Here is an 18,917-nt window from a genome sequence, read left to right as displayed (position 1 = left end):
AATAAAGTCAGGATCTAACTGAAATACTTGTTGGATCTTTTTCTATGTCTAAAAATGTAAGAAAGAATTTTTGGTGGTAACAGATTATTTCTAGCTTACTTTTTTGATTTTAAATTAGGCTAAGATAAAATAAATTTTTTTTGTTTGAGATAGTAAAAAGCTATTCCATTTTAAAATTCCAATAAAAAGTATAATATAATAACTATCATAATAAAAACTCCGATTCTCTCTGGAAATTCTCTAATTTTTATAAAAAACAATCAAAAATATTGTTTTTATTTGTATAAGGTTGACAAATTTTTTATTGTTTATAAAATTGTATTATAAGATAATTATAATAAGGAGCTTGCTTTTAGAGAAAATGAAAGCGGTTACTGATAAGGAGGGTTACATGCAAAAAGGTAATTGGAACAAAAAGAGAGTTTATAGTATTCGAAAATTTTCAGTCGGTGCTTGCTCAGTACTCATAGGCAGCTGTATGATGTTATTAGGATCAAGCCTTAGTCTAGCTTCTTCTGCTTATGCGAATGAAAATACTAATGAACTGATTTCAATAAGTAGGCAGAATGATGATTCTGAAAATCAAGGAGAGAGCGGACATACATCTGAAGTGATAGCTTCAGAAAAAGCAAGTGAACAAATGGATAATGTATCTCTTAAGGATAATGCAGATATTGTAGGTGTTTCTGATCCAGCTCATGCAGATCAGTCCCCAGCTACAGTTGCTGATAATACAGAGTTTCCTTTAGAAGAAGGTAAGACTGAAGTGAAAAGTAGGATAGAGGAAACGAAGGTATTTGAGGAAAGAAATAAATCTGAGGAAAAACACAAATCTGAAGAAACAAATAAAGCAGAATCACAAGATCCTTCTATTTCAAAAGATAAGAAGGAATTCAAATCTGCTACAAATGAAGTTGTTGATAAGTTAATTGAAGATAGAAACCTTTCTTTCAATCAAAATTGGCACTTTAAACTAAATGCCAATGCTAAAGAAGCTGTTAAACCAGATGCAGATATATCTTCTTGGAAAAAAATGGATCTTCCTCATGATTGGAGTATTCATTTTGATTTTGATCATGATTCACCATCTCAAAATGAAGGAGGCCAACTGAATGGTGGAGATGGATGGTATCGTAAAACTTTTAAGTTAGACGAAAAAGATTTAAATAAAGATGTCCGTGTGACCTTTGATGGGGTTTACATGGATTCTCAAGTATTTGTTAATGGTCAATTAGTTGGTCACTATCCAAATGGTTACAATCAATTTTCATATGACATTACCAATTATCTTTATAAGGATGGAAGAGAAAATGTTATTTCTGTTCATGCAGTAAACAAACAGCCAAGTAGTCGTTGGTATTCAGGAAGTGGTATCTATCGTGATGTGAGCTTGCAAGTGACAGATAAGGTTCATGTTGAGAAAAATGGTACAACTATCTTAACCCCAAAACTTGAACACCAACAAAATGGCAAGGTTGAAACTCATGTGAGCAGTAAAATCGTTAATACAGATGATAAGGATCATGAGCTCGTAGCAGAGTATCAAATTTTTGAACGGGGCGGTCAGGCAGTTACAGAACTTGTTCGAACTGAGAGTAAGATTCTAAAAGCTAGAGAAACAATTCATTTGGAATCAGCATTAGAGGTTGAAAAACCTAAATTGTGGACAGTGTCATCTGATAAACCTGCTTTATATGAGATGGTGACTCGTGTTTACAAAGATGGTCAGCTTGTAGATGCTAAGAAAGATTTATTTGGTTATCGTTACTATAACTGGACTCCAGACCAAGGATTCTCTTTGAACGGTGAACACATCAAGTTCCATGGAGTTTCATTGCACCACGATCATGGAGCATTGGGTGCGGAGGAGAACTACAAGGCTGAATATCGCCGTCTGAAACAGATGAAGGAGATGGGAGTGAATTCAATTCGTACAACCCACAATCCAGCAAGTCCTCAAACACTACAGATTGCAGCTGAACTTGGTTTATTGGTTCAGGAAGAAGCTTTTGATACTTGGTATGGAGGTAAGAAACCATACGACTATGGTCGTTTCTTTGAAAAAGATGCAACTCACCCTGAAGCTAAAAAAGGGGAAAAATGGTCAGATTACGATCTACGTACCATGGTAGAAAGAGACAAAAATAACCCAGCTGTCTTTATGTGGTCTATAGGAAATGAGATTGGAGAAGCTAATGGCGATCCTCATTCTCTAGCTACTGTTAAACGTTTGGTTAAAGTAATCAAGGATGTTGATAAGACTCGTTATGTGACTATGGGGGCTGATAAGTTCCGTTTTGGTAATGGTAGCGGTGGGCATGAGAAAATTGCTGATGAACTGGATGCGGTTGGATTTAACTACTCAGAAGATAACTACAAAGTTCTTAGAGCTAAGCATCCAAAGTGGTTGATTTATGGTTCAGAGACCTCCTCAGCTACTCGTACTCGTGGAAGTTATTATCGTCCAGAGCGTGAATTGGTACACAGTAATCAAGACTATCGTAACTATGAGCAGTCTGATTATGGAAATGATCGTGTTGGTTGGGGTAAAACAGCAACAGCTTCATGGACTTTTGACCGTGACAATGCTGGCTATGCTGGACAGTTTATTTGGACTGGTACTGACTATATTGGTGAGCCTACGCCATGGCACAATCAAAATCATACACCAGTCAAAAGTTCTTATTTTGGTATTGTAGATACTGCTGGTATTCCAAAAAATGATTTCTATCTTTACCAGAGTCAATGGGTATCTGCTCAGAAAAAACCGATGGTTCACCTACTTCCTCACTGGAACTGGGAGGACCCAACTCTAAAAGATAATGTAGCTGATGCAGATGGTAAAATTCCAGTTCGTGCCTACTCTAACGCTGCAAGTGTGGAGCTATTGTTGAATGGTGAATCCCTAGGACAGAAGACCTTTACTAAAAAACAAACTAGCGATGGACGAACTTACCAAGAAGGTGCTAATGCTAATGAACTTTATCTTGAATGGAAAGTTGCTTATAAGCCAGGTACCTTGGAAGCAATAGCTCGTGATGAATCTGGCAAGGAAATTGCTCGAGACAAGATCACAACTGCTGGCAAACCAGCAGCTGTTCGTCTCATCAAAGAAGAACAAGCAATCGCGGCAGATGGTAAAGATTTGACTTATATCTATTATGAGATTGTAGACAGCAAAGGACATCTAGTTCCAACTGCTAATAATATGGTTCGTTTCCAATTGCATGGTCAAGGTCAGCTTGTTGGTGTCGATAACGGAGAACAAGCCAGCCGTGAACGTTTCAAAGAGCAAGCCGATGGTTCATGGATTCGTAAAGCCTTTAATGGTAAAGGTGTTGCCATTGTAAAATCGACCGAGCAAGCAGGAAAATTCACCCTTACTGCTCATTCTGATCTCTTGAAATCTGACCAAGTGACTGTCTTTACTGGTAAAAAAGAAGGACAAGAAAAGACTGTTTTGGGTACAGAAGTAGCAAAAGTTCGTACATTGCTAGGAAAAGATCCAAAAATGCCGAAGACGGTAGGTTTTGTATACAGCGATGGTAGTCGTGAAAAACATCCAGTAACTTGGTCTCAAGTCGATGTTAGTCAAGCAGGAGTTGTGACTGCTAAAGGTACAGCAAATGGACGTGAGGTAGAGGCGCGTGTCGAGGTTCTAGCAATTGCGAAAGAACTACCAACAGTTAAACGTGTTGCTCCTGGAGCTAACTTGAACACTGTAGATAAATATGTGTCAATACTTGTAACCGATGGAAGTGTACAAGAGTATGAAGTAGATAGCTGGGAGATTGCAGAAGCAGATAAAGCCAAACTTTCAGTCCCAGGATCACGTATTCAAATGACTGGTCAGTTAGCTGGAGAAACTATTCATGCAACCCTTGTGGTAGAAGAAGGAAATGTTGCAGCACCTGCAGTGCCAACTGTAACTGTTGGTGGTGAAGCTGTGACAGGGCTTACTAGTCACCATCCAATGCAATATCGTATTCTAGCTTATGGATCAAAATTGCCAGAAGTCTCAGCAAGTGCTGAAAATGCTGATGTTACAGTCCTTCAAGCAAGTGCAGCAAACGGTATGCGCGCAAGTATCTTTGTTCAGTCAAAAGATGGTGGCCCTCTTCAAACCTATGCAATCCAATTCCTAGAAGAAGCACCAAAAATTGACCATTTGAGCTTGCAAGTGGAGCAAGCTGACGGCCTTAAAGAAGATCAAACAGTGAAATTGTCTGTTCATGCTCACTATCAAGACGGAACGCAAGCTGTATTACCAGCTGATAAGGTGACCTTCTCTACAAGTGGTGAAGGGGAAGTTGCAGTCCGTAAGGGAATGCTTGAACTTCATAGACCAGGAGTAGTCGCTCTCAAAGCTGTATATGAGGGTGCTGAAGGCCAGGTTAGTCTCACTATTCAAGCCAATACTGAGAAGAAGATTGCGAAATCCATCCGTCCAATAAATGTAGTGACAGACTTGCACCAAGAACCTACTCTTCCGTCAACAGTAACGGTTGAGTATGACAAAGGTTTCCCTAAAGCTCACAAAGTAACTTGGCAAGCTATTCCGAAAGAAAAACTAGACCACTATCAAACCTTTGAGGTGTTAGGTAAAGTTGAAGGAATTGACCTGGAAGCGCGTGCTAAAGTATCTGTAGAAGGCATCGTTTCAGTTGAAGAAGTTAGTGTGACAACACCGATTGCAGAAGCGCCACAATTACCAGAAAGTGTTCGAACTTATGATTCAAATGGTCATGTTTCATCAGCTAAGGTTACATGGGACGTGATTCAACCTGAGCAATACGCTAAGGAAGGTGTCTTTACAGTTAATGGTCGCTTAGAAGGTACTCAATTAACAACTAAACTTCATGTTCGCGTATCTGCTCAAACTGAGCAAGGTGCAAATATTTCTGACCAATGGACCGGTTCAGAATTGCCACTTGCCTTTGCTTCAGATTCAAATCCAACCGACCCTGTTTCAAATGTCAACGATAAATTGATTTCCTTTAATGACCGACCAGCAAATCGTTGGACAAACTGGAATCGTAGTAATCCAGAAGCTTCAGTCGGTGTTCTGTTTGGAGATTCAGGTATCTTGAGCAAACGCTCCGTTGATAATCTAAGTGTCGGATTCCACGAAGACCATGGAGTCGGTGCACCGAAATCTTATGTGATAGAGTATTATGTTGGTAAGACTGTTTCAACAGCTCCTAAAAACCCTAGCTTTGTAGCCAATGAAGACCATGTATTTAACGATCCAGCTAACTGGAAACCTGTTACAAATCTAAAAGCTCCTGCTCAACTCAAGGCTGGAGAAATGAACCACTTTAGCTTTGATAAAGTTGAAACCTATGCTGTTCGTATTCGCATGGTTAAAGCAGATAACAAGCGTGGAACGTCTATCACAGAAGTACAGATTTTTGCCAAACAAGTTTCGCCAGCCAAACAAGGACAAACAAGAATCCAAGTTGACGGCAAAGCCTTAGCAAACTTTAACCCTGATTTGACAGACTACTACCTTGAGTCTGGAGATGGAAAAGTTCCTGCAGTAACAGCAAGTGTTAGCGACAATGGTCTTGCTACAATCGTTCCAAGTGTTCGTGAAGGTGAACCAGTCCGTGTCATCGCGAAAGCTGAAAATGGCGACATTTTAGGAGAATACCGTCTGCACTTCACTAAGGATAAAGACTTACTTTCTCGTAAACCAGTTGCTGCAGTTAAACAAGCTCGCTTGTTGCAACTAGGGCAACCACTTGAATTGCCAACTAAGGTTCCGGTATACTTCACAGGTAAAGACGGCTACGAAACAAAAGACCTGACAGTTGAATGGGAAGAAGTTCCTGCAGAAAATCTAACAAAAGCAGGTCAATTTATCGTTCGAGGCCGTGTTCTTGGTAGTGACCTCGTTGCTGAGTTCACTGTAAGAGTGACAGATAAACTTGGTGAGGTTCTCTCAGATAACCTTGATTATAATGACAATGGGAATCAGGCCTTTGCCTCAGCAACCAATGATATTGATGATAGTTCTCATGACCGTGTTGACTATCTCAATGATGGTGATCATTCAGAGAATCGTCGTTGGACAAACTGGTCTGCAAGACCGTCCACTAATCCAGAAGTATCAACAGGGGTCATTTTCCGTGAAAATGGTAAGATTGTAGAGCGGACTGTTGCACAAGCCAAACTCCAGTTCTTTGCAGATAGTGGTACAGATGCACCATCTAAACTCGTTTTGGAACGCTATATTGGTCCAGACTTTGAAGTGCCAACTTATTATTCAAACTACCAAGCTTACGAAACAGATCATCCATTTAATAATCCAGAAAATTGGATTGCTGTTCCGTATCACGCGAATAAAGATATCGAAGCGGGTGATGAAATTAATGTGACATTTAAAGAGGTGAAAGCCAAAGCTATGAGATGGCGTATGGAGCGTAAAGCAGATAAGAGCGGTGTTGCGATGATTGAGATGACCTTCCTTGCACCGAGCGAATTGCCTCAAGAAAGCACTCAATCGAAGATTCTTGTAGATGGAAAAGAACTTACAGATTTTACTGAAAATCGTCAAAACTATCAAATCACCTATAAAGGTCAACGTCCAAAAGTCTCAGTTAAAGAAAACAATCAAGTAGCTTCAACAGTTGTAGATAGTGGAGATGATAGCCTTCCAGTACTTGTTCGCCTAGTTTCAGAGAGTGGAAAACAAGTCAAGGAATACCGTATACAGTTGACTAAGGAGAAACCAGTTTCTGAGAAGACAGTTGCTGCAGTACAGGAGGATTTACCAAAATTAGAAGTTCTTGAACAAGATTTGGCCTACAAGACAATTGAGAAAAAGGATTCAACACTGTATCTAGGTGAAACTCGTGTAGAACAAGAAGGAAAAGTTGGTAAGGAACGTATCTTCACAGCGATAAATCCTAATGGAAGTAAGGAAGAAAAATTCCGTGAAATAGTTCAGACTCCAACAAACCGTATTGTCGTTGTCGGAACTAAACTAGGAACCGCTCTTCCAGAGGACGAATCCAATGCTCTAGTTTTCAACAGACCAGAACTTATGGTTGAGGAAGAAACAATTGACTTCCAGATCCAGGAGCGTAAGTCTGACAAGTTATATCTAGGTGAAACTCGCATCCTTCAAGAAGGAAGACAAGGTCTCCGTGTTCACTTGATTGAAGTAGAAAATGGCAAGCGGACTGAGAAAGAAAGCTATGATAAAGTTATAGCTCAGGACCGTATTGTAGAGGTTGGTACAGCTATAAAAGATACAAAATCAGCCCCTCAAGAACAGCTTAAAGCAGCTCCTAAAGAAGCTAGTAAGTCTGTGCTACAAGATCAAGAAGTTCAAAAACCAGAATCTCAAGAAACTACAAAACAACAAGTATCAACTGAGAAAACGGATGTAAAACAAGTGAGCTCACGTTCAGTTGAAGCCCAGCAAGATGAAAAGAATTACTTGCCAAACACTGGAACAGAGGCAGAACAGGCAGCAGTAGCAGCAGGTTTAGCTCTTCTAGGTTTGAGTGCAGGCTTAGTAGCCACTAAAGGTAAAAAAGAAGACTAGAAATTTTGATACCTTCTTTATCGTTAAAAATTAGAGAGAAGTTCTTGTCTTAGATAGAAGATAAATCCCTTGGAATATAAGTTTCTAAGGGATTCTCTTTGTATAAAATTGTATAGTGTTATTGTCTATCCTATTTTGTAGAGAAAGCAAAAATCCCTAGGCCTTAACTTTCTAGGGATTTGACTATTTCATTAAGAACAATTCAACAATCATCTCGATATACATGACAAGGGTTAATAAGAATCCTGCACGCCAGAAGAATTTGATAAATTTAGGATAGTAAAAGCTACGTTTTTTCAGAAGGAAGAAAAAAACGAGAATAATGGCTAGGAGTGAGAGGGCTAGACCCAGTCTAGGGAGGAAATTATGGGTAAAGGTTTTAGCTGTAATCAAGTAATACTCAAATATTAAAACTGGAAAAGCCAAATCCGCAAAGTTTCGTCCTAGTTTTTTTAATCTAAAAAGTTTGGTTATGATAATGCAGACGACTAAGGTCAGTATCAATAATAAAATAGATGCTAATTTCATTAAAATCATACCCATATTGTATCATAAAAAAAGGCTAATGGAAACGAGAAACAGAGGAATTTATAGGAAAGTCAGGCTTTTGAGATTGTGGGTGATTTTTGTTATAATGAAAGTTATGAAATCTTATAATACCTTGAATGATTATTATCGAAAACTCTTTGGAGAAAAGACTTTTAAAGTCCCTATTGATGCGGGATTTGACTGTCCCAATCGTGATGGAACTGTGGCTCATGGGGGCTGTACTTTTTGTACGGTTTCAGGTTCTGGAGATGCTATCGTAGCACCGGATGCGCCTATCCGAGAGCAATTTTATAAGGAAATTGACTTTATGCACCGCAAGTGGCCAGACGTGCAGAAGTATCTAGTTTATTTTCAAAATTTTACCAATACCCATGAAAAGGTGGAAGTGATTCGGGAACGCTATGAGCAGGCTATCAACGAGCCAGGTGTGGTAGGAATCAATATCGGAACGCGCCCAGACTGTTTACCAGACGAAACCATTGAATATTTGGCTGAATTGTCGGAGCGCATGCATGTGACGGTTGAATTGGGCTTGCAGACCACTTATGAAATAACCTCTGACCTGATTAACCGCGCCCATTCTTATGAATTGTACGTGGAAACGGTCAAACGTTTGAGAAAGTATCCCCAGATTGAGATTGTTTCCCATCTGATCAATGGACTTCCTGGTGAAACACATGAGATGATGATTGAAAATGTCCGCCGCTGTGTCACTGATAACGATATTCAAGGAATTAAACTGCACTTGCTTCACCTGATGACCAATACGCGTATGCAACGGGACTACCACGAGGGACGTTTGCAACTGATGAGTCAGGACGAATATGTCAAGGTCATCTGTGACCAACTGGAAATCATTCCCAAGCATATCGTCATCCATCGAATCACAGGAGATGCACCTAGGGATATGCTGATTGGTCCTATGTGGAGCCTCAATAAATGGGAAGTTCTCAATAGCATTGAGATGGAGATGCGACGTCGTGGAAGCGTTCAAGGATGCAAGGCTGTAAAACAGGAGTTTGAAAATGAAAAGACCACTTGAGATGGCACATGACTTTTTGGCTTGGGTAGTGACTCAGGATGATATCGTAGTGGATGCGACCATGGGAAATGGTCATGACACCCTTTTTCTAGCCAAACTAGCCAAGAAAGTCTATGCCTTTGATATTCAGGAGCAAGCCTTGGAAAAGACCCAAGAGCGTTTGGACCAGGCTGGAATGACAAATGCCCAGTTAATCTTGCAGGGCCATGAGACACTGGACCAGTTTGTGACAGAAGCCAAGGCAGGGATTTTTAATCTGGGCTATCTGCCGTCAGCTGATAAGTCTGTCATTACCCGACCTCAGACAACGATTGAAGCATTAGAAAAGCTGTGTGGTTTACTTGTCAAAGGTGGACGAATTGCCATTATGATTTACTATGGTCATGAAGGAGGCGACATCGAGAGGGATGCTGTCTTGGATTTTGTCAGTCAGTTGAACCAACAAGAATACACAGCTGCCATTTACCGAACTTTAAACCAAGTAAACAACCCACCATTTTTAGTGATGATTGAAAAATTAGAGAGATATAGACATGGATAAACAATACCTACGTGAAAAGCTGGATGCCATGCGCCAGAATTTTGTTGAATCAACCCACCACGAACGAGCGGTGGGTGTGCTAGACCAAGCGCATATGAGCAAAAAAATGCTTAAAATCAAGAAAAAATTAGTTGCTCTTGAAATGGAACGGTGCCAGAGAAAAATTGAGCACAAAGATTGTTCCAAGATTGACCAAAAAATCAAAGAGCAGAAGGAGATATTTGAATTCTGTTGTAAAAAAGACTAAGGAGGAAGTGCGTGGAATTACTGATTTACCTCATCCTATTTTTACTGGTTTTGATTGTCTCAAGTACAACCAATAAGCTTCTGCCCTTTTTGCCTCTCCCTTTGGTGCAGATTCTTTTGGGAATCGTGATTGGTCTCTTTTTACCCAATACCGACTTTCACCTCAATACGGAGTTGTTTTTAGCCCTGGTTATCGGGCCCTTGCTTTTCCGAGAGTCGGAAGAAGCGGATATTACGGCTATTTTAAAACACTGGCGAATTATTGTTTATCTCATATTTCCAGTGATTTTTATCTCGACCCTGAGTTTGGGTGGCTTGGCCCATCTTCTTTGGTTCAGCCTTCCCTTGGCGGCTTGTTTGGCTGTTGGGGCAGCCCTTGGGCCTACGGACTTGGTTGCCTTTGCCTCTCTTTCGGAGCGGTTCAGCTTTCCAAAGCGTGTGTCTAATATCCTTAAGGGTGAAGGCCTCTTGAATGATGCATCAGGTTTGGTTGCCTTTCAGGTGGCCTTGACAGCTTGGACAACTGGAGCTTTTTCCCTTGGGCAAGCTAGTAGTTCGCTCATCTTTTCAATTCTAGGCGGTTTTTTGATTGGCTTTTTAACAGCCATGACCAACCGTTTCCTTCACACATTCTTGCTAAGTGTGCGAGCAACAGATATTGCCAGCGAACTTTTATTAGAATTGAGTTTGCCTCTGTTGACCTTCTTCCTAGCAGAAGAAGTCCATGTTTCGGGGATTATTGCCGTTGTGGTTGCTGGGATTTTAAAGGCAAGCCGTTTTAAGAAGATTACGCTACTCGAAGCCCAAGTGGATACGGTGACCGAGACGGTCTGGCACACAGTGAACTTTATGCTCAACGGTTCTGTCTTTGTGATTTTAGGGATGGAGCTGGAAATGATAGCAGAGCCTATCTTGACCAATCCAATCTATAATCCCTTACTTTTATTGCTATCTCTTGTCGCCCTGACCTTTGTCCTCTTTGCCATTCGTTTTATCATGATTTATGGCTATTATGCCTATAGGACTAGACGTCTCAAGAAAAAGCTAAATAAGTATATGAAGGACATGCTTCTTTTGACCTTCTCAGGTGTCAAGGGAACGGTGTCGATTGCTACGATTCTTTTGATACCAAGTAATCTAGAGCAGGAGTATCCTCTCTTACTTTTCCTCGTTGCAGGTGTGACGCTGGTAAGCTTTTTAACAGGTCTCTTAATCCTGCCTCATCTTTCTGATGAACAAGAAGAAAGTAAGGACCATCTCATGCATATTGCTATTTTGAATGAAGTAACGATAGAGTTGGAAAAAGAGTTGGAAGACACTAGAAATAAACTCCCTCTCTATGCAGCTATTGACAATTACCATGGACGAATAGAGAACCTTATCCTGAGCCAAGAAAATAAGGGTGAGCAAGAAGACTGGGAGGCCTTGAAACTTCTCATCCTCAGTATTGAAAGTGATGGTTTAGAACAAGCCTACGAAGAAGGCAAGATGAGTGAGCGTGCCTATCGAGTCTACCAACGTTATCTGAAAAACATGGAACAAAGCATCAATCGCAAGTTTGCTTCACGATTGACCTATTATTTCCTTGTTTCCTTGCGGATTTTGCGTTTTCTACTTCACGAAGTCTTTACCTTTGGCAAGACCTTTCGCAGTTGGAAAAATGAAGAATCTAAGAAACTCAGAGCCCTTGACTATGACCAAATTGCAGAGCTCTATCTAGAAAATACTGAGATGATCATCGAAAGTTTGGAGAACCTAAAAGGAGTTTATAAGAGTTCTTTAATCAGCTTCATGCAGGATTCTCGTCTCCGTGAAACAGCTATCATCACCAGTGGTGCCTTTGTCGAACGGGTTATCAATCGTGTCAAACCCAACAATATCGATGAAATGCTGAGAGGCTATTATTTGGAGCGCAAGTTGATTTTCGAATACGAAGAAAAACGATTAATTACGACCAAGTATGCCAAGAAGTTACGACAAAATGTCAATAACTTAGAGAACTATTCCTTGAAGGAAGCTGCCAATACCCTGCCTTATGATATGGTGGAATTGGTAAGAAGAAATTAATCAAGATTATAAGTGAAGGAGTGTTACATGAAGAAGTGGTGGAAAGGGCTGATAGACAAGCCTTTATTAAAAGCCTTTTTGCATTATTATCAAGCATCAGATAGTGAGTTGACCAGTGTCGCAGTAGCCTACTATTGGTTGATTTCGATTTTTCCCCTGCTTTTGGTGGTGGTCAATATCCTCCCTTATTTTCAGATTCCAGTTTCCAATTTTTTAAAGGTCGTTAATGAATTCTTGCCGGAAACCATGTATGATGTGGTCGCAAAGATTATTACAGAAGTGCTGACCCAACCGTCAACGGGCTTATTGAGTTTTGCGGTTTTATCAGCCCTCTGGACCTTTTCAAAATCCATGAATTTCCTACAGAAAGCCTTTAACAAAGCTTACGGAGTTGCTAAAAATCGTGGAATGATTTCCCGTCAGCTCATGAGTTTGTTTGTCAGTTTTGGCTTGCAGATTCTCTTCGCCTTAGCTCTGTTTTTGAGTGTCTTTGGGCGAATGCTTCTCAACCTTATCAAGAGCTACTGGAAATCGGATAGTCCTCTCTTTGATTATCTGCAAGACCTAACAGGCCCCTTGATCTATGCCTTGATTTTCGCTATCTTGGTCATGCTTTATTATTTCCTGCCTAATGTTACGGTCCGACGAATTCGCTATGTGTTGCCAGGTAGTGCCTTTGTCTTGTTGACTCTGGCCTTACTGCTCAACATCTTTTCAGTCTATGTCAACAATTATGTCAATCACCTAGTGGACGTCCGTTTTTTCAGTTCCGTCGTCGTGGTGGTTATGATGTTTTGGTTTATTCTCATTGCTAAGATTTTAATTGTCGGCGCGGTGATCAATGCCAGTGTGCAGAGTTTGAAAGATCTGAATTTTAGAAAAGACTAACGAATTTTTAATTCATTACAAAACGCATAATATGAAAATTCCACGAGGTCAACTATAGTCAGAAAGCTGAACAACAAGCCAAAACGCCCCAAAAAGGCGGCAAAAAGCAAGCACCTGCAAACAACGTGCCGAAATGATCAAATCCTGATTATATCAACGAATTAGACCCAAAAATCGTTGATATGCTAGTAGAATTTCACAAGTCACAATGCACTTTGGAAACTCCCGAGGCGCAAGCAGAAATCGCCCAAAAACGTGAAGAAATCGAGCAAAGGAGAGCTGAGCTTGAGGATAAAAAACAAGAGCTTTTGAACCGCTTGAACAAATAGAGTTTCGCAAGTATTATGCTTACAAATTACTTGAGCAATTAACTAAAATATAAACCCTGCCTTTATATCTAGGCAGGGTTTATATTTTAGAAATTCACGTAGCTTGTTTCGGTTTTTACATACCCAGTATAATCTGAGTTTCTATAGTATTCAGTGATAAACTTCCATTTTCTTTGAGAAAGATGGATATAAGTACTTTTTATGTAGTATGGATATGGGCTTTGTGAATCCAAGTAAGACTGATAAGCTTGTATACCAAAATATGCTCCACCAATTATGCCACTCCATGGCCCCCCAATATAGAACCTATAAAGCCAAACATCGCGGTTATTCCAGAATCAATCATGAAGTTAGCGAATGTGTTGGCTTGTTTATTCCCATGTATTGTGTTGACGTAATTCCAAACATTAGGATCGTATGATCTAAAAGATATATTTAGATCGAGTTCATTCTTTTGATAAGCCATATAAAATGACCCATTGATATAGACGCCATCAGCACCTCGTTCAATAGTGTCTACACTTCCATTTGGATTGAGCACCTCAAGAATTTCATCACTTAAAATATTTACTTGCGTATCTCCGAACCGCACTGATGAGCCATTCTCAAACTGAGCCTCACCAGATACAACTTTAGAGTTTGCCGATAAGCTATTATCAGCAAAAACAACAAGCGACGGGGAAATGCTAGACATACAGAAAATAGACATAACTAGCAAACACATGCATTTAAACATTAGACATAACGGAAACTCCTTTGTATTTTTGATTTTTTTCAACTTTTGTTATACAATAAAACCAAATAAAAAGAAAGCGGTAACAATATGCTTAATGCGAAAATTTTTTATATATTTTTATATTTGATCGTTATCGAAACTATAGGCTTGTTGTTGTTGAAAAAAGGTCTCGAAATGGGTTATTTTGGCACAGAAGCTATTATCCTCGCAATTTTTTCATTTGCTTTTTACAACCTATGTTCATTCGCTTGGGTCTGCTCTACAATAAAAAAAACAATAAAAAATAAATAGACGTATTTTCAAAAAAAGATTGCATATTTATCTAAGTAAAACGACGATTTAAATCGTCGTTTTTTTGTATAACCCCCTGAAATTTATTTTAATTATGCAAATTTCACGTATTTTTGGTGCTGAGACAACGATTCTGAGAGCTTTTCAGACTTTGTCTATCATTAGAAAAGCTTAGAGCACCAAAGGATAATACCTGATAATATGCGTTTTTTCATTATGAAATTAATAGATAAACATGGCATCGCCAAAACTAAAGAAGCGGTAGTGTTCTTGGATGGCATGGTGGTAGGCATCTAATACTAATTCGCGACCTGCAAAGGCAGAAACCAGCATGACCAGAGTAGATTTTGGGAGGTGGAAGTTGGTTGAGAAGGCATCGACAACCTTCCATTCATAGCCAGGTTTGATAAAGATATTGGTCCAGCCAGAATCTGCTTGGATTTGCCCAGCAAACTTGGAACCAATAGTCTCTAAAGTGCGGATGGAAGTAGTTCCGACAGCGATGACACGACCACCGTTTTCTTTAACAGAGTGAAGGGTTGCAGCTGCTTCCTCAGAAAGCTGGTAGAATTCTGAGTGCATTTCGTGTTCATCCAGATTGTCCACAGAAACAGGTCTAAAAGTTCCGAGCCCGACATGAAGAGTCAGATAGACCAGATGAACTCCTTTAGCTTGGATTTCTGCTAGCAGTTCTTTGGTGAAGTGAAGTCCAGCAGTTGGTGCAGCAGCAGAGCCACTTTCTTTGGCGTAGACCGTTTGATAGCGTTCACGGTCATCCAGTTTTTCGTGGATATAAGGTGGCAGAGGCATTTCTCCCAGACTTTCCAAGACTTCTAGGAAAATTCCTTGGTATTCAAAGCGGACAATGCGGCCCCCGTGGGTCAATTCTTCTGTCACGACAGCGCTGAGGCGACCATCACCAAAGCTGACACGAGTACCCACCTTGAGGCGTTTGGCAGGTTTAGCTAGGACTTCCCACTCATCTCCACTAGTATTTTTGAGCAGGAGAAGCTCTACATGGCCTCCTGTCTCTTCCTTTTGTCCATAGAGGCGAGCAGGGAGAACGCGGGTGTCGTTCATGACAAGGGCATCACCAGGTTCCAGCATATCAATAATAGAGTGGAAGTGTTTATCCTGCATTTCTCCCGTCTCCCGATTGACAATGAGAAGTTTAGAGGCATCACGTTTTTCAAGAGGCGTTTGGGCAATCAATTCCTCAGGCAAGTGGAAATCAAAATCAGCTGCATTCATATATTTGTTCATTCTTTCTAAGTTCTAATCCTATCCATTATAACATGTTTCAAGTTTGGACGCTCTTTTTTTGGAAATTAAATCGTTTTCACTTGACAAAAATTGGTCTATACCATATAATAAATATAGATTAAAACGGAGGATAAAAAGATGAAAGTCATTAAAGTTGAAAACCAAATCGAAGGTGGAAAAGTTGCTTTTGAGATTTTGAAGGAAAAGTTGGATAATGGTGCTCAAACATTGGGACTTGCGACAGGAAGTAGCCCACTTGAATTTTACAAGGAAATCGTTGAGAGTGACCTTGATTTTTCAAATCTAACTAGTGTGAACCTTGATGAGTATGTAGGCCTTGATGGGGACAACCCACAGTCTTATCGTTACTTCATGCAAGAAAACTTGTTTAACCAAAAACCATTTAAAGAAAGTTTCTTGCCTCGTGGAGTTAAGGACAATGCTGAAGCTGAAGTAGAACGCTACAATCAAATTTTGGCTGCCCATCCAGTTGATTTGCAAATCTTGGGAATCGGTCGCAATGGACATATCGGATTTAATGAACCAGGAACACCATTTGATAGCCAAACACATCTAGTCGAACTTGACCAGTCTACTATTGAAGCCAATGCACGCTTCTTTGACAAGATTGAAGACGTCCCAACCCAAGCCATTTCGATGGGGATTAAAAATATCTTGGATGCCAAGTCAATTCTTCTCTTTGCTTACGGTGAATCGAAAGCAGAAGCCATTGCTGGAACAGTGTCTGGCCCAGTGACTGAGAGTCTACCAGCAAGTAGCCTACAAAATCATCCAGATGTAACCATCATCGCAGATGCTGAAGCGCTTAGCTTACTTGAAAAATAAAAAAGTGAAACCATTCAGTATTTTCTATTGAGCGCTTTCAAGACTTGTATAAATGGCAGAAAAAATCAAAATTAAACCGCATTTTTTCTTGACAATTATTCCTTTTACGTGTAGAATAGAATAGATCTTGAACTTGAAGGGAGTGAAAAAAATGTCTAAAACAGTAGTACGTAAGAATGAATCTCTTGACGACGCACTTCGTCGTTTCAAACGTGCGGTTACTAAAGCTGGTACTCTTCAAGAAACACGCAAACGTGAATTCTATGAAAAACCTTCTGTAAAACGTAAACGTAAATCAGAAGCAGCTCGTAAACGTAAAAAATTCTAATTGAAATGAAAGGCTAGAGAAATCTAGTCCTTTTTCTTTTAAATAAATACTCCAAAGCCTGCAAAAATCTGAAATATCCTCCTACAATTTGATATAATAGTAAAAAGAACTCATTTGAAGGAGGAAATGATGTCGGTTTTAGTAAAAGAAGTGATTGAAAAGCTTAGACTAGACATTGTCTATGGCGAACCAGAATTGCTTGAAAAGGAAATCAATACAGCGGACATTACGCGACCTGGTCTTGAAATGACAGGTTATTTTGACTACTACACGCCAGAGCGGATCCAGCTCTTAGGGATGAAGGAGTGGTCTTATCTGATTAGCATGCCTTCTAACAGCCGTTATGAAGTTTTGAAAAAAATGTTTCTACCTGAGACACCTGCGGTTATTGTTGCCCGTGGTTTGGTGGTTCCAGAGGAGATGTTAAAGGCAGCCAGAGAATGTAAGATTGCCATTTTAACCAGCCGTACAGCTACCAGTCGTTTGTCTGGAGAATTATCTAGTTATCTGGATTCTCGTTTGGCGGAACGCACCAGTGTTCACGGTGTCTTGATGGATATCTATGGGATGGGTGTCTTGATTCAAGGAGATAGTGGTATCGGTAAGAGTGAAACAGGTCTGGAGCTTGTTAAACGTGGGCACCGCTTGGTAGCAGATGATCGGGTAGATATTTATTCTAAGGATGAATTAACTCTTTGGGGAGAGCCTGCTGAAATCTTGAAACACTTGATTGAAATTCGTGGGGTTGGGATTATCGATGTCATGAGCCTCTACGGTGCGAGTGCGGTAAAAGATTCTTCACAAGTTCAGTTGGCTGTCTATTTGGAAAATTACGATACGCATAAGACCTTTGATCGACTTGGAAACAATGCAGAGGAATTAGAAATTTCTGGCGTAGCCATTCCTCGTATCCGCATCCCAGTTAAAACAGGTCGTAATATCTCTGTCGTGATTGAGGCTGCTGCCATGAATTATCGTGCTAAGGAAATGGGCTTTGATGCGACGCGTTTGTTCGAAGAACGCTTGACAAATCTTATTGCTCAAAACGAGGTGCCTAATGCTTGATCCAATTGCTATTCATCTAGGTCCTCTAGCCATTCGTTGGTATGCCTTGTGTATTGTGACAGGCTTGATTCTTGCGGTTTATTTGACCATGAAAGAAGCGCCTAGAAAGAAGATCATACCAGACGATATTTTAGATTTTATCTTAGTAGCCTTTCCTCTGGCTATTTTAGGAGCTCGTCTCTACTATGTCATTTTCCGTTTTGATTACTATAGTCAGAACTTGGGAGAAATTTTTGCCATTTGGAATGGTGGTTTGGCCATCTATGGTGGTTTAATAACTGGGGCTCTTGTACTTTATATCTTTGCTGATCGTAAACTCATTAATACTTGGGATTTTCTAGATATTGCAGCGCCTAGCGTCATGATAGCCCAAAGTTTGGGTCGCTGGGGCAATTTCTTTAATCAAGAAGCTTATGGTGCAGCAGTGGATAATTTGGATTATCTACCTGCCTTTATCCGTGACCAGATGTATATTGAGGGGAGCTACCGTCAACCGACCTTCCTTTATGAGTCTCTATGGAATCTGCTTGGCTTTGCCTTGATTTTGATATTCAGACGAAAATGGAAGAGCCTCAGACGAGGCCATATTACTGCTTTCTACTTGATTTGGTATGGTTTCGGTCGTATGGTCATCGAAGGCATGCGAACAGATAGTCTCATGTTCTTTGGACTTCGAGTGTCTCAATGGCTATCAGTTGTCCTTATCGGACTGGGTATTTTTATCATTCTATATCAAAATCGAAAGAAGGCCCCTTACTATGTTACAGAGGAGGAAAACTAAATGTTAGAAGTTGCATATATTCTTGTAGCCCTTGCTTTGATTGTATTTTTGGTTTATCTGATTATCACTGTACAAAAGCTTGGACGTGTGATCGATGAAACAGAGAAGACGATTAAAACCTTGACTTCAGATGTGGATGTGACCTTGCATCACACCAATGAATTGCTGGCTAAGGTCAATGTCTTGGCAGATGATATCAATGTCAAGATGGCAACAATTGATCCACTCTTTAGTGCTGTTGCAGATTTATCTCTATCTGTTTCAGACCTCAATGACCATGCGCGTGTCTTGAGCAAGAAAGCTTCATCAGCTGGTTCAAAAACCATTAAGACTGGTGCAAGTTTGTCAGCTCTTCGTCTTGCAAGTAAATTTTTCAAAAAATAAAAAAGG

Annotated in this window: 14 protein-coding genes and 1 pseudogene; 12 read left to right on the top strand and 3 right to left on the bottom strand. The window is 40.1% G+C overall.

The genetic code is table 11. From position 1 onward, the window contains the following. The first annotated feature begins 391 nt into the window (after positions 1 to 391). A complete protein-coding gene (bgaA, locus tag ACORHU_RS06800) occupies positions 392 to 7,555 on the top strand; it encodes an LPXTG-anchored adhesin/beta-galactosidase BgaA (RefSeq protein WP_434364023.1) in 7,164 nt (2,387 codons plus the stop codon). A gap of 183 nt (positions 7,556 to 7,738) precedes the next feature. On the opposite strand, the gene ACORHU_RS06795 is transcribed toward bgaA, so the two are convergent. Continuing rightward, entirely contained in the window at positions 7,739 to 8,098 is a 360-nt protein-coding gene (locus ACORHU_RS06795) for a DUF3397 family protein (RefSeq protein ID WP_311517908.1), read from the bottom strand. Positions 8,099 to 8,189: 91 nt separating this feature from the next. Between ACORHU_RS06795 and ACORHU_RS06790 the strand changes: the two genes are divergently transcribed. From ACORHU_RS06790 to ACORHU_RS06765, 6 genes are all read left to right on the top strand, one after another. Continuing rightward, positions 8,190 to 9,146, top strand: a complete 957-nt coding sequence (locus ACORHU_RS06790; RefSeq protein WP_434364021.1) for a TIGR01212 family radical SAM protein — start codon at positions 8,190 to 8,192, stop codon at positions 9,144 to 9,146. Further along, a complete protein-coding gene (locus ACORHU_RS06785) occupies positions 9,130 to 9,687 on the top strand; it encodes a class I SAM-dependent methyltransferase (RefSeq protein WP_434364019.1) in 558 nt (185 codons plus the stop codon). Before ACORHU_RS06790 ends, ACORHU_RS06785 begins: the two co-directional genes overlap by 17 nt. Further along, positions 9,680 to 9,934 (top strand): hypothetical protein, encoded by a 255-nt coding sequence (locus tag ACORHU_RS06780; protein WP_000361084.1) that lies wholly within the window; start codon positions 9,680 to 9,682, stop codon positions 9,932 to 9,934. Before ACORHU_RS06785 ends, ACORHU_RS06780 begins: the two co-directional genes overlap by 8 nt. Before the next feature lie 11 nt (positions 9,935 to 9,945). Beyond that, positions 9,946 to 12,000 (top strand): cation:proton antiporter, encoded by a 2,055-nt coding sequence (locus ACORHU_RS06775; RefSeq protein ID WP_434364017.1) that lies wholly within the window; start codon positions 9,946 to 9,948, stop codon positions 11,998 to 12,000. Between the two features lie 27 nt (positions 12,001 to 12,027). Next, complete coding sequence (locus tag ACORHU_RS06770) at positions 12,028 to 12,888, top strand: YihY/virulence factor BrkB family protein (protein WP_434364016.1); 861 nt, start codon at positions 12,028 to 12,030, stop codon at positions 12,886 to 12,888. A gap of 182 nt (positions 12,889 to 13,070) precedes the next feature. Then, positions 13,071 to 13,217 (top strand): hypothetical protein, encoded by a 147-nt coding sequence (locus ACORHU_RS06765; protein ID WP_128969950.1) that lies wholly within the window; start codon positions 13,071 to 13,073, stop codon positions 13,215 to 13,217. Between the two features lie 86 nt (positions 13,218 to 13,303). Here the strand turns inward: ACORHU_RS06765 and ACORHU_RS06760 are convergent. Both ACORHU_RS06760 and queA read right to left on the bottom strand, forming a co-directional pair. After that, positions 13,304 to 13,911 (bottom strand): annotated as a pseudogene (locus ACORHU_RS06760) (hypothetical protein). Positions 13,912 to 14,466: 555 nt separating this feature from the next. Continuing rightward, on the bottom strand, positions 14,467 to 15,495 hold the full coding sequence (gene queA, locus ACORHU_RS06755) for a tRNA preQ1(34) S-adenosylmethionine ribosyltransferase-isomerase QueA (RefSeq protein WP_434365164.1): 1,029 nt from the start codon (positions 15,493 to 15,495) through the stop codon (positions 14,467 to 14,469). A gap of 150 nt (positions 15,496 to 15,645) precedes the next feature. Here queA and ACORHU_RS06750 point away from each other — a divergent pair, with 150 nt between their 5' ends. The 5 genes from ACORHU_RS06750 (at position 15,646) to ACORHU_RS06730 (ending at position 18,911) form a co-directional block, all read left to right on the top strand. Then, positions 15,646 to 16,353 (top strand): glucosamine-6-phosphate deaminase, encoded by a 708-nt coding sequence (locus ACORHU_RS06750; protein WP_434364014.1) that lies wholly within the window; start codon positions 15,646 to 15,648, stop codon positions 16,351 to 16,353. A 151-nt stretch (positions 16,354 to 16,504) separates the two neighbouring features. Further along, on the top strand, positions 16,505 to 16,681 hold the full coding sequence (rpsU, locus tag ACORHU_RS06745; RefSeq protein WP_000048054.1) for a 30S ribosomal protein S21: 177 nt from the start codon (positions 16,505 to 16,507) through the stop codon (positions 16,679 to 16,681). A 129-nt stretch (positions 16,682 to 16,810) separates the two neighbouring features. After that, positions 16,811 to 17,746: an HPr(Ser) kinase/phosphatase gene (hprK, locus tag ACORHU_RS06740; RefSeq protein WP_000115149.1), complete on the top strand. Its 936-nt coding sequence runs from the start codon at positions 16,811 to 16,813 to the stop codon at positions 17,744 to 17,746. Beyond that, on the top strand, positions 17,739 to 18,527 hold the full coding sequence (gene lgt, locus ACORHU_RS06735; protein WP_033679925.1) for a prolipoprotein diacylglyceryl transferase: 789 nt from the start codon (positions 17,739 to 17,741) through the stop codon (positions 18,525 to 18,527). Before hprK ends, lgt begins: the two co-directional genes overlap by 8 nt. Continuing rightward, complete coding sequence (locus ACORHU_RS06730) at positions 18,528 to 18,911, top strand: DUF948 domain-containing protein (RefSeq protein WP_020900901.1); 384 nt, start codon at positions 18,528 to 18,530, stop codon at positions 18,909 to 18,911. Positions 18,912 to 18,917 lie beyond the last annotated feature (6 nt).

It is taken from the genome of Streptococcus sp. KHUD_015 (genome assembly GCF_051106265.1).
Taxonomy (GTDB): Bacteria; Bacillota; Bacilli; order Lactobacillales; family Streptococcaceae; genus Streptococcus.
Note: the sequence above shows the minus strand (reverse complement) of the source record. Positions and strands in the feature narration are given on the sequence as shown.

Bases quoted from the DNA above. Each gene is read 5' to 3' on its own strand.
- ACORHU_RS06750 (WP_434364014.1), top strand. From the start codon at position 15,646: ATGAAAGTCATTAAAGTTGAAAACCAAATCGAAGGTGGAAAAGTTGCT.
- lgt (WP_033679925.1), top strand. From the start codon at position 17,739: ATGCTTGATCCAATTGCTATTCATCTAGGTCCTCTAGCCATTCGTTGG.
- hprK (WP_000115149.1), top strand. From the start codon at position 16,811: ATGTCGGTTTTAGTAAAAGAAGTGATTGAAAAGCTTAGACTAGACATT.
- ACORHU_RS06785 (WP_434364019.1), top strand. From the start codon at position 9,130: ATGAAAAGACCACTTGAGATGGCACATGACTTTTTGGCTTGGGTAGTG.
- ACORHU_RS06730 (WP_020900901.1), top strand. From the start codon at position 18,528: ATGTTAGAAGTTGCATATATTCTTGTAGCCCTTGCTTTGATTGTATTT.
- rpsU (WP_000048054.1), top strand. From the start codon at position 16,505: ATGTCTAAAACAGTAGTACGTAAGAATGAATCTCTTGACGACGCACTT.
- ACORHU_RS06770 (WP_434364016.1), top strand. From the start codon at position 12,028: ATGAAGAAGTGGTGGAAAGGGCTGATAGACAAGCCTTTATTAAAAGCC.
- ACORHU_RS06765 (WP_128969950.1), top strand. From the start codon at position 13,071: ATGCTAGTAGAATTTCACAAGTCACAATGCACTTTGGAAACTCCCGAG.
- ACORHU_RS06790 (WP_434364021.1), top strand. From the start codon at position 8,190: ATGAAAGTTATGAAATCTTATAATACCTTGAATGATTATTATCGAAAA.
- ACORHU_RS06795 (WP_311517908.1), bottom strand. From the start codon at position 8,098: ATGGGTATGATTTTAATGAAATTAGCATCTATTTTATTATTGATACTG.
- bgaA (WP_434364023.1), top strand. From the start codon at position 392: ATGCAAAAAGGTAATTGGAACAAAAAGAGAGTTTATAGTATTCGAAAA.
- ACORHU_RS06780 (WP_000361084.1), top strand. From the start codon at position 9,680: ATGGATAAACAATACCTACGTGAAAAGCTGGATGCCATGCGCCAGAAT.
- queA (WP_434365164.1), bottom strand. From the start codon at position 15,495: ATGAATGCAGCTGATTTTGATTTCCACTTGCCTGAGGAATTGATTGCC.